At 67.3% G+C, this 13,271-nt stretch carries 11 protein-coding genes; 8 read left to right on the top strand and 3 right to left on the bottom strand.

Annotated elements, in window-relative coordinates:
- Window positions 1-52: 52 nt before the first annotated feature.
- The gene (locus CP958_RS25050; RefSeq protein WP_096704872.1) at window positions 53-649 is read right to left on the bottom strand and encodes an NAD(P)H-dependent oxidoreductase; all 597 of its coding nucleotides are present in this window, start codon (window positions 647-649) and stop codon (window positions 53-55) included.
- A 243-nt stretch (window positions 650-892) separates the two neighbouring features.
- Between CP958_RS25050 and CP958_RS25045 the strand changes: the two genes are divergently transcribed.
- The 5 genes from CP958_RS25045 to CP958_RS25025 all read left to right on the top strand — a co-directional run bounded on the left by CP958_RS25045 (window position 893) and on the right by CP958_RS25025 (window position 5,513).
- Window positions 893-1,765 carry a branched-chain amino acid aminotransferase gene (locus tag CP958_RS25045; protein WP_096704871.1) on the top strand — a complete coding sequence of 291 codons (873 nt, stop codon included), beginning with the start codon at window positions 893-895 and terminating at the stop codon, window positions 1,763-1,765.
- Between the two features lie 23 nt (window positions 1,766-1,788).
- On the top strand, window positions 1,789-2,427 hold the full coding sequence (locus CP958_RS25040) for a carbonic anhydrase (protein ID WP_096704870.1): 639 nt from the start codon (window positions 1,789-1,791) through the stop codon (window positions 2,425-2,427).
- A gap of 42 nt (window positions 2,428-2,469) precedes the next feature.
- Window positions 2,470-3,999 (top strand): acetyl-CoA hydrolase/transferase family protein, encoded by a 1,530-nt coding sequence (locus CP958_RS25035; RefSeq protein WP_096704869.1) that lies wholly within the window; start codon window positions 2,470-2,472, stop codon window positions 3,997-3,999.
- A 1-nt stretch (window position 4,000) separates the two neighbouring features.
- Window positions 4,001-4,846, top strand: a complete 846-nt coding sequence (locus tag CP958_RS25030) for an alpha/beta fold hydrolase (RefSeq protein ID WP_170959124.1) — start codon at window positions 4,001-4,003, stop codon at window positions 4,844-4,846.
- A gap of 118 nt (window positions 4,847-4,964) precedes the next feature.
- The gene (locus tag CP958_RS25025; protein WP_096705050.1) at window positions 4,965-5,513 is read left to right on the top strand and encodes a hypothetical protein; all 549 of its coding nucleotides are present in this window, start codon (window positions 4,965-4,967) and stop codon (window positions 5,511-5,513) included.
- 37 nt (window positions 5,514-5,550) lie between these two features.
- Here the strand turns inward: CP958_RS25025 and CP958_RS25020 are convergent, their stop codons facing one another.
- The gene (locus CP958_RS25020; RefSeq protein ID WP_096705049.1) at window positions 5,551-6,174 is read right to left on the bottom strand and encodes a response regulator; all 624 of its coding nucleotides are present in this window, start codon (window positions 6,172-6,174) and stop codon (window positions 5,551-5,553) included.
- Window positions 6,164-7,765, bottom strand: a complete 1,602-nt coding sequence (locus CP958_RS25015; RefSeq protein ID WP_242443138.1) for an MASE1 domain-containing protein — start codon at window positions 7,763-7,765, stop codon at window positions 6,164-6,166. Before CP958_RS25015 ends, CP958_RS25020 begins: the two co-directional genes overlap by 11 nt.
- Window positions 7,766-8,031: 266 nt before the next feature.
- Here CP958_RS25015 and CP958_RS25010 point away from each other — a divergent pair, with 266 nt between their 5' ends.
- The 3 genes from CP958_RS25010 to secD are packed head-to-tail and all read left to right on the top strand — an operon-like array spanning window position 8,032 to window position 13,155.
- Complete coding sequence (locus tag CP958_RS25010; protein ID WP_096704866.1) at window positions 8,032-8,853, top strand: universal stress protein; 822 nt, start codon at window positions 8,032-8,034, stop codon at window positions 8,851-8,853.
- A 43-nt stretch (window positions 8,854-8,896) separates the two neighbouring features.
- A complete protein-coding gene (gene ybaL / locus CP958_RS25005; protein ID WP_096704865.1) occupies window positions 8,897-10,639 on the top strand; it encodes a YbaL family putative K(+) efflux transporter in 1,743 nt (580 codons plus the stop codon).
- Window positions 10,640-10,641: 2 nt separating this feature from the next.
- Window positions 10,642-13,155 (top strand): protein translocase subunit SecD, encoded by a 2,514-nt coding sequence (secD, locus tag CP958_RS25000; protein ID WP_096704864.1) that lies wholly within the window; start codon window positions 10,642-10,644, stop codon window positions 13,153-13,155.
- Window positions 13,156-13,271: the final 116 nt, after the last annotated feature.

The raw sequence follows: 13,271 nt of genomic DNA, 5'->3' as shown, positions 1-13,271 counted from the left end.
CCCTGCGGGCGCACCTCCCCGAATCGGGAGGCCGCCCAATTGCCGTCCCCCCTTAGCCGGGAGGAAAACGCGCCTGCAAATAGGCATCCTCCCGGTTATGGGCCGCGTCCATCACCCAGGCGACATAGCGGTCCATCCAGCCTTGCAGGAACTTCCGGGTATCGGCGTTGGCGATGGCGCCGTTTTCGTCGAAAAAGCCGTCGCGCACCTGGATGAAGGCCTCCGGCTGGCCCAGGGTCGGCACGTCGAGATAGGCCAGGATGTTGCGCAGATGCTGTTGCGCCAAGGCGGTGCCCATGGCCCCCGGGGACGCGCCCAGGACGCCGGCGGGCTTGCCGGCCCAGGCGTTCTGTCCATAGGGGCGCGACGCATGGTCGAGAGCGTTCTTAAGAACGCCGGGGATGGAGCGGTTGTATTCCGGGGTGACGAAAAGCAACCCCCGCGCCGCCGTGATCCCGGCCTTCAGGCGCTTGACGGGCTCGGACGGGGTGGAATCCTCATCCTGGTTGTAGAGCGGCAGATCGCCGATCTCCAGGTGCGTGAACGAAAAGGCGGCGGGGGCCAGCTTGGCCATGGCCTCGGCCAGCTTGCGATTGATGGAGTCCCGGCGGAGGCTCCCGACAACGACGGCGATCTGATACTTGCTCATCACACTCTCCGTTGAACTGGGATTGGGGTTACGGCGCCCTCTCAACCGAAGGATGACACGTCCCGTCGGGCTTATGAAGCATTCCAGGCTGCGCCCTCGATCCGACGCGGACCACACTCGCCGGCAAATGGGTGGGTTGAGGAGAACGCATGGGTCAGCAATATTGACATATACGCCTATGAATCTTACCTTCACGTCACGTCAAGCGTAATTTTATTGCTGACGATCCCAGGACGGCTTTCCATGGCAATCATTCCCTTCGACGACCGCGACGGCTTCATCTGGTTCGACGGCGACCTGATTCCCTGGCGCGATGCCAAGATCCACGTGCTGAACCATGGCCTGCACTACGCCTCGTGCGTTTTCGAGGGCGAGCGGATCTACGACGGCAAGGTTTTCAAGCTGGCGGAGCACTCCCGGCGTCTGGTCGAATCAGCCCGGCTGCTCGGCATGAAACTCCCCTATTCCGCCGCCGAGGTGAGCGAGGCCACCGACCGTACCGTCGCCGCCAACAACATGGTCAACGGCTATGCCCGCCCGGTGGTCTGGCGGGGCAGCGAGATGATGGCCGTGGCCGCCCAGGCCGCCCGCATCCACATGGCCATCGCCGTGTGGCAATGGCCAAGCTACTGGTCGCCCGAGGCGCGGATGCAGGGCATCCGCCTCGACATCTCGGAATGGCGGCGCCCCCATCCCCAGACGGCGCCGACCCAGGCCAAGGCATCCGGCCTGTACATGATCGGCACCCTGAGCAAGCACACCGCCGAGGCGGCCGGCTACGACGATTCGCTGCTGCTGGACTGGCGGGGGCAGATCGCCGAGGCCAGCGGCGCCAATATCTTCTTCGTGTTCGACGGCGAGGTTCACACCCCCATCCCCGATTGCTTCCTGAACGGCATCACCCGCCAGACGGTGATGGATCTGGTCCGGGCGCGGGGCCTCAAACTGGTGGAACGGGCGATCATGCCCGAGGAAATGGCCAGGGCCGGTGAATGCTTCCTGACCGGCTCCGCCGCCGAACTGACGCCGGTCCGTGAAATCGGCCCCTACACCTTCACCCCCGGCGCGGTCACCCGCCAGCTTATCGCCGATTACGACGCGCTGGTCCGCGCCTGATCCGGCAAGGAAAAGGATTTTCCATGGGCGATCTGGACAAGCTGCTGGCCGGATTTCAGGTCTTCCGCGCCACCTATTTCGGGCAGCGGCCCGAATTGTTCCAAGACCTGGTCAAGCGCGGGCAGCGCCCCAAGGTACTGGTCATCGCCTGCTCGGATTCGCGGGTCGACCCGGCGTTGCTGCTCAACGCCGAGCCGGGCGAGCTGTTCGTGGTGCGCAACGTGGCCAATCTCGTCCCGCCCCACCAGCCGGACGAGCACTATCACGGCACCAGCGCCGCCATCGAATTCGCCGTCAGGGACCTGGAGGTCAGCCACGTCATCGTGCTCGGCCACTCGGGCTGCGGCGGCATCCAGGCCCTGTGCAACGCGGTGGTGGGCAGGCCGCCCGACCGCCAATACATCAACCGGTGGGTCGACATCGCCGCCGCCTCCTGCTGCGCCAGCCCCAATCAGGGCCGCCATTTCACCGAGGAGGAGGCCCGCGCCACCGAACAGGGCTCCGTCATCCAGTCGCTGGAAAACCTGATGACCTTCCCATGGGTCCGGGAACGGGTGGAGAATGGCCGCCTCGCCCTGAAGGGCTGGTGGTTCAATATGGATGACGGCGGCCTGTGGACCCATGACCCCGCCCAAGGGCGGTTCGAACCTCTCGGCGCCTGAGGCCACGGCGCCCCTTTCCCTTTACATGATCGCGGAGTTTCCATGTCAGCAGAGTCCCGTGTCCTTCACCCCGCCCTGCGGCGGAAAATCATGTCGGCCGACGAGGCCGCCGCCCTGATCCAGCACGGGGACAATGTCGGCATGAGCGGCTTTACCGGCGCCGGCTATCCCAAGGCGGTGCCGCCGGCCCTGGCCCGGCACATCGAGAGCAGCAATCAGAACGGCGGCACCTTCCGCATCGGGGTATGGACCGGGGCGTCCACCGCGCCGGAACTGGACGGCGCCCTGGCCAAGGTGGGCGGCATCGAGCTGCGTCTGCCCTACCAGTCCGACCCCACCTGCCGCACCCGCATCAATGCCGGGCAGATGGACTATATCGACATCCACCTGTCGCACGTGGCGCAGTTCGTGTGGTTCGGCTTCCTGGGCAAGCTCAACGTGGCGGTGGTCGAGGTGGCCGGCGTCACCGAGGACGGAAAGCTGATTCCGTCCTCGTCGGTGGGCAACAACAAGACCTGGCTGGATCAGGCCGACAAGGTGATCCTCGAGGTCAATTCCTGGCAGCCGGCCGCCTTCGAGGGCATGCACGACATCTATTACGGCACCGAGCGTCCGCCCCACCGCAAGCCCATTCCCATGGTCCATCCCGGCGACCGCATCGGCGAGCCCTATCTGCACGTGGACCCGGACAAGGTGGTGGCGGTGGTGGAAACCGCCCTGCCCGACCGCAACACCACCTTCGCGCCGCCGGACGACAATTCCCGGCGCATCGCCGAGCACATCCTGGAATTCCTCGGCCACGAGGTCAAAAAGGGCCGCCTGCCGGCCGAACTCCTGCCGCTGCAATCGGGCGTGGGCAACATCGCCAACGCCGTGCTGTCGGGCCTGAACCAGGGGCCGTTCGACAATCTGACCGGCTATACCGAGGTGCTGCAGGACGGCATGCTGGAGATGCTGAAATCCGGCAAGCTGGCCATGGCGTCGGCCACCGCCCTGTCGCTCAGCCCGGCCGGCATGAAGGAATTCCTCGGCAACCTGGACTTCTACCGCCAGCGCATCGTGCTGCGGCCGCAGGAAATCTCCAACCACCCGGAAGTGATCCGCCGCCTCGGCATCATCGCCATGAACGGCATGATCGAGGCCGACATCTACGGCAACGTCAATTCCACCCACATCATGGGCACCCGCATCATGAACGGCATCGGCGGTTCGGGGGATTTCGCCCGCAACGCCTACCTGTCCATCTTCATGACGCCGTCCACCGCCAAGGACGGCGCCATCTCGTGCATCGTGCCCATGGCCAGTCACGTGGACCACACCGAGCACGACGTCCAGATCCTGGTGACCGAGCGGGGGCTGGCCGACCTGCGCGGCCTGGCGCCCCGCCAGCGTTCGCGCGAGGTCATCGGGCGTTGCGCCCATCCCGACTATCAGGCGGCGCTGCTCGACTACGTCGCCCGCGCCGAACAGGCCGCCCGCGCCGGACATGGCGGCCTGCACACGCCGCACATTCTCGACGAGGCCCTGTCCTGGCATAGTCGCTTCGAACGTCAAGGACGCATGAGTGGCTGAGATGAAGGCAAGGCAATTCCAGGGAGCCGGGGTAACCCTGGCCGCCGATGTGGGAGGCGACCCGGAGCATCCGGCCGTCATCCTGATGCATGGCGGCGGCCAGACCCGGGGATCGTGGGGCAAGACCGCGCGGGAACTGGTGCGGGGCGGCCGTCATGTCATTTCCCTGGACCTGCGCGGCCATGGCGAAAGCACCTGGGCGACCGACGGCGATTACCGTCTGGACGCCTTCGCCGCCGACCTGCGTCAGGTCATCGCCACCTTGGCCCGGCCGCCGGCCCTGGTCGGAGCCTCGCTCGGCGGCCTGACCGCGCTGATGGCGGTGGGGGAAAGCGACAAGGCCATCGCCAGCGCCCTGGTGCTGGTCGACGTCGCCCATACCGTCGATGCCGCCGGCGCCGAGAACGTCATCCGCTTCATGGAAGCGGCCCCCGACGGCTTCGCCTCGGTGGAGGAGGCCGCCGAGGCGGTCGCCGCCTATCTGCCCCACCGCCCGCGTCCCAAGGTCACCGGCGGCCTGATCAAGAACCTGCGCAAGGGGAAGGACGGGCGCTATCGCTGGCACTGGGACCCGCAATTCATCCGCTCGGTGCGCAAGGCCCCGCTCCTGGACCACGGGCGCATGGCCGAGGCGGCGCGGCGCGTCAAAATCCCCACCCAACTGATCCGGGGCGGGCGCAGCGACGTGGTCACCGCCGAGGCCGCCGCCGAGTTCCGCCGACTGGTGCCGGCGGCGGAATACGTGGAGATCGGCAGTGCCCGCCACATGATCGCCGGCGACAGCAACGACAACTTCACCGCCATCGTCAGCGGCTTCCTCGTCCGGCACGGGGAGGCCGAAGACTGAGCATCTTGCGGCGGCAACCGCCGCCTTGCCATATTGTCGCCTTGCTTCATCCCTAGAATTCCGCCGCATTCACCCATGCGCGCCCATGAAATCAATGATCAACCGGCAGGAACCTCCCATGCGCCTTTCTCCCAAATCCATTCTTTCGATGGCCTTCGGTCTCGGAATTGCCGTCGCCATGGCCCGGCCGGCCCTGGCCAGCGATGCCTCGGACGTCGCCCGCGAGATGAAGTTGCCGGTTGCGGTGGTGGAAAGCACCCTGTCCGCCGTGGACAGCTTTTTCGCCGCCCCGACCGCTCCGTCCAACCGCATGACCAGCGGCACCTTCAAGGAACTGGCCCTGAAGGCCATCCGCCATCGCCTGGGCAATCTCGAGGACAGCGTCCCCGGCAAGTCCTCGGACTCCGCCGCCGAGGACCGCAACGCCACCTACAAGGCCAGCGTCCGCACCACCCGCCACGAAACCACCGAAGCCCGCGAATGCGTGGACAACAAGGTGACGCTGACCGCCTCGGAAGGCGTGCCGGTGATCAAGGACGGCGCCTTCATCTTCGACACCACCCATCCCCGGGTCACCACCCATGCCTGGGATATCACCTTCTGCCGCACCCCGGCGGCGGGCGGCGGCTTTTCCGACTGGGCGCTGGCTCCCGCCAACGCCAGGTAGAGCAGCGGGCGGGGGCGGCCCGCCGGACCTGAACCGGTCAGCCGTGCCCGCCCTCGTCCAACCGCATCTTCATGCGGGCCAGCTCGGGGGCGCTGCGCACTCCCATTTTCTCCAGCACCTTGGCGCGGTGGGTTTCCACGGTGCGCACGCCGATATCCAGGCGGATGGCGATCACCTTGTTGGAATGCCCCTGGGCGACCAGATCCATGACCTCCTTCTCGCGCGGGCTGAGCTGGTCGAAGCGCACCCGGATCTCGGCCACTTCCAGGGACAGCCGGCGGCTGTGACGGTCGCGCTCGATGGCTTCGCGGATTCGCTCGATCAACAGGTCCTCATCAAAGGGCTTCTGCAGGAAATCCACCGCTCCCGACCGGAAAGCCGCCACCGCCGCCTCGACGTCGCCATGGCCGGTGATGATGATCACCGGCAGGGTCAGGCCGCGCCGGATCATCTCCTGCTGCAAGGCGATGCCGTCCTGATCGGGCATGCGGATGTCGAGGACGGCGCAGCCCCCCTGGTCGGGGTCGATTGCGGCCAGGAAGTCACTGGCCGAGGCGAAGGTGCGGACCGGCAATCCGGCCAGATCCAGGTGGACGGACAAGGCATCGCGCACGGCCTCGTCGTCGTCGATCACGAAAACAATGGATTGTTCATCGGGCATGGCGGTCATCATGGCTGGTGGCGATGGGAAGGGTGAAGCGAAAGATGGTGCCGCCCTCGGGCAGGCGGTAGCCGGCCAGGGCTCCTCCGTGGGTCTCGACGATGGACCGCGCGATGGACAGGCCCAGCCCCATGCCGGTCGCCTTGGTGGTGACGAAGGGAATGAACAGGTTGCGCTCCACCAGTTCGGAAAAGCCCGGACCGGTGTCTCGAACCGCGATCTCCACGAAGCCGGGCTCGCCCCGTCCCGCCGACAGGGTGATCAGACGCTCGCCGCCGGGCGAGCCGATCATCGCCTCGGCGGCGTTGCGCACCAGATTGAGCAGGACCTGCTGCAACTGGACGGGATCGCCCGCCACCGGGGGAAGGCCGCCGGCGATGTCGGTGACGATGGCAACGCCATGCTGGCGGACGCCCGGACCGGCCAGGATCAGGCTGTCGGCCACCAGCCGGGCGACGACGACGGCTTCGGTGCGGCGTTCGCCCTTGCGCACGAAGTCGCGCAGGCTGCGCATGACACGGTCGGCCCGCTCGGCCTGGGCGATGGTCTTGTCCAGAATCTCGGCCAGTTGGGACGAAACACCGTCGCGCCGCGCGATCTTCCGCGCCGCCCGGGCATAGCTCATGGTGGCGGCCAGCGGCTGGTTGATCTCGTGCGCCAGGGCGGCGGTCATCTCGCCGGCCTCGGTCAGGCGCGACGCGTGGGCGAATTCCTCCTGGCGCTCGCGAACCCAGGCCTCGGCCCGGCGGCGCTCGGTGACCACCGCGCCCAGCAGCAGCGCGGTGACCGTCAGGGCCAGCATGAGGAACTGGAAATGGGTCATTATCGCCGTTTCGGTCCCCACCGACTGGATGGCGATGATCAGCCCCACCTGGCAGACCAGCGCCGCCAGCGCCGCCCCCGTCAGACCGTGCCGCGACGCCACCCAGACCACCGGCAGGAACAGGAGATAGAAATACTCGTAGCGGCTGGATGCCAGGGGGCCGAACACCACCCACAGCGCCAGCCCGATGGCCAGCCCCTGGGCCGCCGCCTCGACGCCTCCGGGCCACGGCAGGCGCAGGGACCAGTGGCGTTGGCGCAACAGCAGGATGACCGGCGTCAGCACCATGATGCCGATCACGTCGCCCACCCAATAGCGCAGCAGAGCCGGCAGGAATTCGCTTGCCGGGAACAGGCCGATCCACATGAAGACGGAAATATAGCCGGTACCGGCCGCCGCCGCCGCGATGCCGCTGCCCGCCATCAGCAAGGCGATGTCGCGCAGCCGTTCCAGACCGGGCCGCAACCCGAACCGGGACCGCATGATCCAGGCGGCAAGACCATAACACCCGGCAATCACCGCGTTGGACACCAAGGTGGCCCACAGATCGACGGTCAGGCCGCGAATCAGCACGTCGCCCGCCGTCAGGGCCAGCCAGACCAGGGGCGCCATGCGCGGACCGAAGGCGATCAGCATCCCCATGGCCAGACCGGCCGGCGGATTCCAGGGCGTGACGTTGAGGGGCGGCAGCTCGTGGATATAGCTGACCCAATCGAGGAACAGGTGGGCGGGCAGATAGACGGCGATCAGCCGGAAGTCCTTCGGCACGGCGGCCTTTCCTCTCTCGCGATCGGCCGATGGTAGCAGCCCAGGCCGCCGGATGCATCCGCCCCCGGCCTCCGCAAGAATACGGAGGGATCTGAATAACATATTGTTACTACCTGGATTTTCCACCCGGCAATGATGCCTCCGTAGTCTCCGGAGTCGACGGCATACGGGTTTTTCCTGAACCCTGGCCTTCCAATTCATCAGCGCGAGGCAGGAATGGCCCCTCGTTTCAATATCCCGCCTCCGGGCGACGGAAAGTCCGGGCCATGACGGCGATCCGCAGAATTCTGCTGGCCACCGACCTGGAGCCCCACTCGGACCGCGCCATGGAGCGGGCCGTGCAGTTGGCGCGGCAGCACCGTGCCATCCTGACCGCCCTGTATGCCATCCGCGCGGGAAAGGAGCGCAAGCCCCTGGACAATCTGCCGCCCCATCACATCGAAGCCGAGATGGCGCGGCATCTGGAAAGGGTTCCCGGCGCCGCCGACCTGCCGCTGGTCGTGGTGGCGTGTGGCGGACCGGTGGGCGTGGCCATGGCCCGCTACGCCGACCTGTGGAGCGCCGACCTGCTGGTGGCCGGTCGGGCCGAGCCGGCCGAAGGCCTGGGCCTGACCTCGACGGTGGAGAAGATCGGCGTCATCGGCCGCGTACCGCTGCTGGCCGTGGCGGACAAGCCGTTCGCCCCCTATGCCACCGCCCTGGTGCCGGTGGATTTCTCGGACCTGTCGCGCCCGGCCCTGGACATCGCCATGACCATGGTTCCTGACGGGGCGGTCAGGCTTCTCCATGTCTATGACGCGCCGGTTGCGGCCTCGGCCGCCGGCGCGGAAAGCTCGGAGGGAAGCTTCGCCGACGATTTCGCCCGCCTGACCGACGGTCTGCCCATGAACGAGCGGGCCGTCGCCACCTCCGTCCGTCTCGGCGGCCCGGTGGATGGGATCATTCTGGAAAGCCGGATGTCGCCCCGGCCCGATCTTATCGTCATGGGCTCGGCCGGGCGGCACGGCCTGGGCCGTGCCCTGTTCGGCAGCATCGCCCACGACGTCCTCGAGCACATGCCCTGCGACGTGCTGATCGTGCCGGGATGAGCCCGGCCCACCGCAAAAGACACCGAAAGGAACTCCCGGCCGCATGCCGCATGCCACTTCGCTGATCACCACCATCGTGGCCGGCATCGGCCTCGCCTTCATCTTCGGCGCCATCGCCGTCCGGCTGCGCGTCCCGCCGCTGGTGGGCTATCTGCTGGCCGGCATCGTCGCCGGCCCGTTCACCCCCGGCTTCGTCGCCGACCAGACGCTGGCCCCCCAACTGGCGGAAATCGGCGTCATTCTGCTGATGTTCGGCGTCGGCCTGCACTTTTCGCTGAAGGATCTGCTGTCGGTCAGCGCCATCGCCATCCCCGGCGCCATGGTCCAGATCGCCGTGGCCACCGTCATGGGGCTGGGACTCGCCTTGCTGATGGATTGGCCGGTGCCGGCCGGGCTGGTGTTCGGGCTGGCCCTGTCGGTGGCCAGTACGGTGGTCCTGCTCCGCGCCCTGCAGGAACGCCGCGAGATCGACACCGGCCGCGGCCGCATCGCCGTCGGCTGGCTGATCGTCGAGGATTTGGCCATGGTCCTGGCCCTGGTGCTGCTGCCGGCCCTGGCCGGGGCGGTCAACGGCCACAGCGGTCTGGAGCGCGACTGGGTCGCCACCCGCCTCGATCTGGACATCGGCGGCATGCTGGCGCTCACCTTCGCCAAGGTGGCGGCCTTCGTCGCCTTCATGCTGATCGTCGGGCGGCGGGTGATTCCGTGGATACTCCACACCGTCGCCCACATGGGCTCGCGCGAGCTGTTCCGTCTGGCGGTCCTGGCCATCGCGCTGGGCGTGGCCTTCGGGGCGGCCAAGCTGTTCGGGGTGTCGCTGGCCCTGGGCGCCTTTTTCGCCGGCATGGTGCTGAGCGAATCCGAACTCAGCCATCAGGCGGCGCAGGAATCCCTGCCGCTGCGCGATGCCTTCGCCGTGCTGTTCTTCGTCTCGGTGGGCATGCTGTTCGACCCCAGCATCGTGTGGCGCGAACCGCTGCCCTTTTTGGGCACCCTGTTCATCATTCTGTTCGGCAAGTCCATCGCCGCCTTCCTGATCGTCCTGGCCTTCCGCCATCCGGTCCGCACGGCGCTGACCATTTCCGCCAGTCTGGCCCAGATCGGCGAGTTCTCGTTCATCCTGGCCGAGCTTGGCGTCAATCTCGACCTGCTGCCCCGCCGCGCCCGCGACCTGATCCTGGCCGGCGCCATCGTTTCGATCCTGCTCAACCCCCTGATGTTCGCTGCCATGGATCGGCTCCTGAAGCGCCTGGAAAAGCGCGCGAAGGAGACGGGGCCGGCAGAGGCCGCGCCGGAAACCATCTCCCCCGCCGACGCGGCCCTGCCGGTCACCTCGCTTGAAGGTCATGTGGTACTGGTCGGCTACGGCCGGGTCGGCAGCCTGATCGGGCGGACCCTGCTGGACCGCCAGACCCGCTTCCTGGTGATCGAGGACACCGACACCATCGTCGCCCAGTTACGCAAGGCCGGCGTCGAGGTGATCGACGGCAACGTCGCCAAGCCGCAGGTCCTCAAGGCCGCCAACCTGGCCAAGGCCTCCTGCATGGTGGTCGCCATCCCCAATGCCTTCGAAGCGGGTCAGGCGGTCCAGCAGGCCCGTGCCGCCAATCCGGCCCTGCGGATCATCGCCCGCGCCCATTCCGACCCGCAGGTCGAACACCTGACCGGCCTGGGAGCCGACATCGTGGTGATGGGCGAGCGCGAGATCGCCCGCGGCATCACCGAGCGGCTGTTCGCCGCCCCCGACCAATCCACCCAGCACATCCATCCTCTTCCGGTGCCCTAAGCATGCTGTACTTCTCCAAGCTGAAATCGACCTTGATCTGGGCGGTGTGCCTGCTCGGCGTAGTCATGAGTCTCCCCAATTTCGTCAAGCCGGAGGCCATGCCCGGCTGGCTGTCGCTGTCGCGCTTCAACCTCGGCCTCGACCTGCAGGGCGGCGCCTATCTGCTGCTGGAGGTGGACAGCCCGGCGGTGATCAAGGAACGCCTGGACGGCACCGTCGACGCCGTCCGCGGCGGCCTGCGCGCCGCCGGCATCGGCTATCGCGACCTGGGCGCCGCCAATGGAGCGGTCTCGTTCACCCTGACCGATCCGGCCCGGATCGCCGAGGCGCGGACCATCATCCGCCCGGCCGTCGAGGGCGGCACGCCGGGCCTGAAGGACTTCACCGTCGAGGTCGGCGACAAGGGGGCGTTCCGCCTGAGCCTGACCGAAGAGGCGGTGCGCAACGCGCAATCGCGGGCGGTGGAGCAATCGGTGGAGATCGTGCGCCGCCGCATCGACCAGACCGGCGTCAACGAGCCGGTGGTGGCCCGCCAGGGGCGCGACCGCATCCTGGTGCAGTTGCCCGGCATCGACGATCCCGGGCGGATCAAGCGGTTGCTGGGACAGACGGCCAAGATGAGCTTCCATATGGTGGCCGAGGCGCCGGGAAGCGCGGGCTCGAAGTTGCTGCCCTCGGCCGACCCGGCCTATGGCTCCGAGAAGATCGCCATCCGCACCAAGGTGGAACTGGACGGCGCCCGCCTGCGCGACGCCTCCGCCACCACCAACTCCCAGACGGGCGAGTGGGTGGTCGGCTTCACCTTCGACGGGATCGGCGCCAAGCGCTTCGCCGAGATCACCACCGCCAATACCGGCCGCCCCTTCGCCATCGTGCTGGACGGCAAGGTGATCAGCGCCCCGGTGATCCGCGAGCCCATCACCGGCGGCCAGGGACAGATCAGCGGGCGGTTCACCGCCCAATCGGCCAACGATCTGGCGGTGCTGCTGCGGGCCGGCGCCCTTCCCGCCCCGCTGACCGTGGTCGAGGAGCGCAGCGTCGGCCCCGATCTGGGCGCCGACGCCATCCGGGCCGGAGTGATCGCCTGCGTGGTCGGCTTCGCCCTGGTGGTGGGCTACATGACGGTCAGCTACGGTCTGTTCGGCATCTTCGCCAACGTCGCCCTGCTGTTCAATCTGGCGCTGACCCTGGCGGCGCTGTCGCTGCTGCAGGCGACGCTGACCCTGCCCGGCATCGCCGGCATCCTGCTGACGCTGGGCATGTCGGTGGACGCCAACATCCTGATCAACGAGCGCATCCGCGAGGAGGCGCGCAAGGGCGTCTCGCCCGCCGCCGCCATGGAGGCGGGCTTCCGCCGCGCCTTCGCCACCATCATCGACAGCAATCTGACCACCCTGATCAAGATGGTGCTGCTCTACGCGGTGGGCACCGGCACGGTGAAGGGCTTCGCCGTCACCATCAGCTTAGGGATCATCACCTCCATGTTCACCGCCACCATCGTCGCCCGCTGGCTGATGGTGGCGTGGTTCCGGGCCCGGCGCCCCAAGGCCCTGCCCATATCGTGGGGACTGCGGCTGGTGCCCGAGGTGACGCGCGTCCCCTTCATGAAAGGGCGCAATGTCGGCCTGATCGTCTCGGTGATCATCAGCGCCGCCTCCATCGGCCTGTTCTTCAAGCCGGGCCTCAATTACGGCGTGGATTTCGCCGGCGGCACGGTGGTGGAGATCCGCACCGAGGGGCCGGCGGATTTCTCGCGACTGCGCGAGGTCACCGGGCAGTTGGGGCTGGGGCAGGTATCGCTGCAGCAGTTCGGCGCCGCCTCCGACGTGCTGATCCGCTTCGAGCAGCAGCCGGGCGGCGATCCGGCCCAGCAGAAGGCGGTCGGCAGCCTGCAGCGCACCCTGACGGAGGAATTGCCCGGCACCTCCATCCGCCGGGTGGAAACCGTCGGCGCCTCGGTCAGCGCCGAACTGTTCCAGGAAGGCATGCTGGCCCTGGGGCTGGCGGCGGTGGCCATGCTGATCTACATCTGGTTCCGCTTCGAATGGCAGTTCGGGGTGGGCGCGGTGGTGACCATGCTGCTGGACGTCACCAAGACGGTGGGCTTCTTCGCCATCACCGGCATGCAATTCAACCTGACCGCCATCGCGGCGATCCTGACCATCATGGGCTATTCCATCAACGACAAGGTGGTGGTCTACGACCGGGTGCGCGAGAACCTCAGGCGCTATCGCCGCATGCCGCTGCGCGAACTCATCGATCTCAGCATCAACGAGACCATGAGCCGCACGGTGGGCACCTCGCTGGCCCTGTTCCTCGCCACCGCGCCGCTCGCCATCTTCGGCGGCGAGGCGTTGCAGGAATTCGCCCTGGTCTTGCTGTTCGGCGTGGTGCTGGCCACCTCGTCGTCCATCTTCATCGCCGCGCCGATCCTGCTCTTCCTTGGCGAGAAGCAGCTTCGCCGCCAGCCGGCCGAGGTTGAGGCCGGGATTCAGGGACAAGAGGAGACGCCGTGATGCGGCAATCCCCACAAAGCGAAATTACAAGAAATCAGAAAGTCAAGAACTATAATTCAGCAGAATCACGGTCTTCTGCATGTCTCCTGGAACACCGTACATTTACGGCCATCTTT

The sequence above is a fragment of the Magnetospirillum sp. 15-1 genome, assembly GCF_900184795.1.
Classification (GTDB): Bacteria; Pseudomonadota; Alphaproteobacteria; order Rhodospirillales; family Magnetospirillaceae; genus Phaeospirillum.
This window is presented reverse-complemented; position numbering and strand designations above follow the sequence as displayed.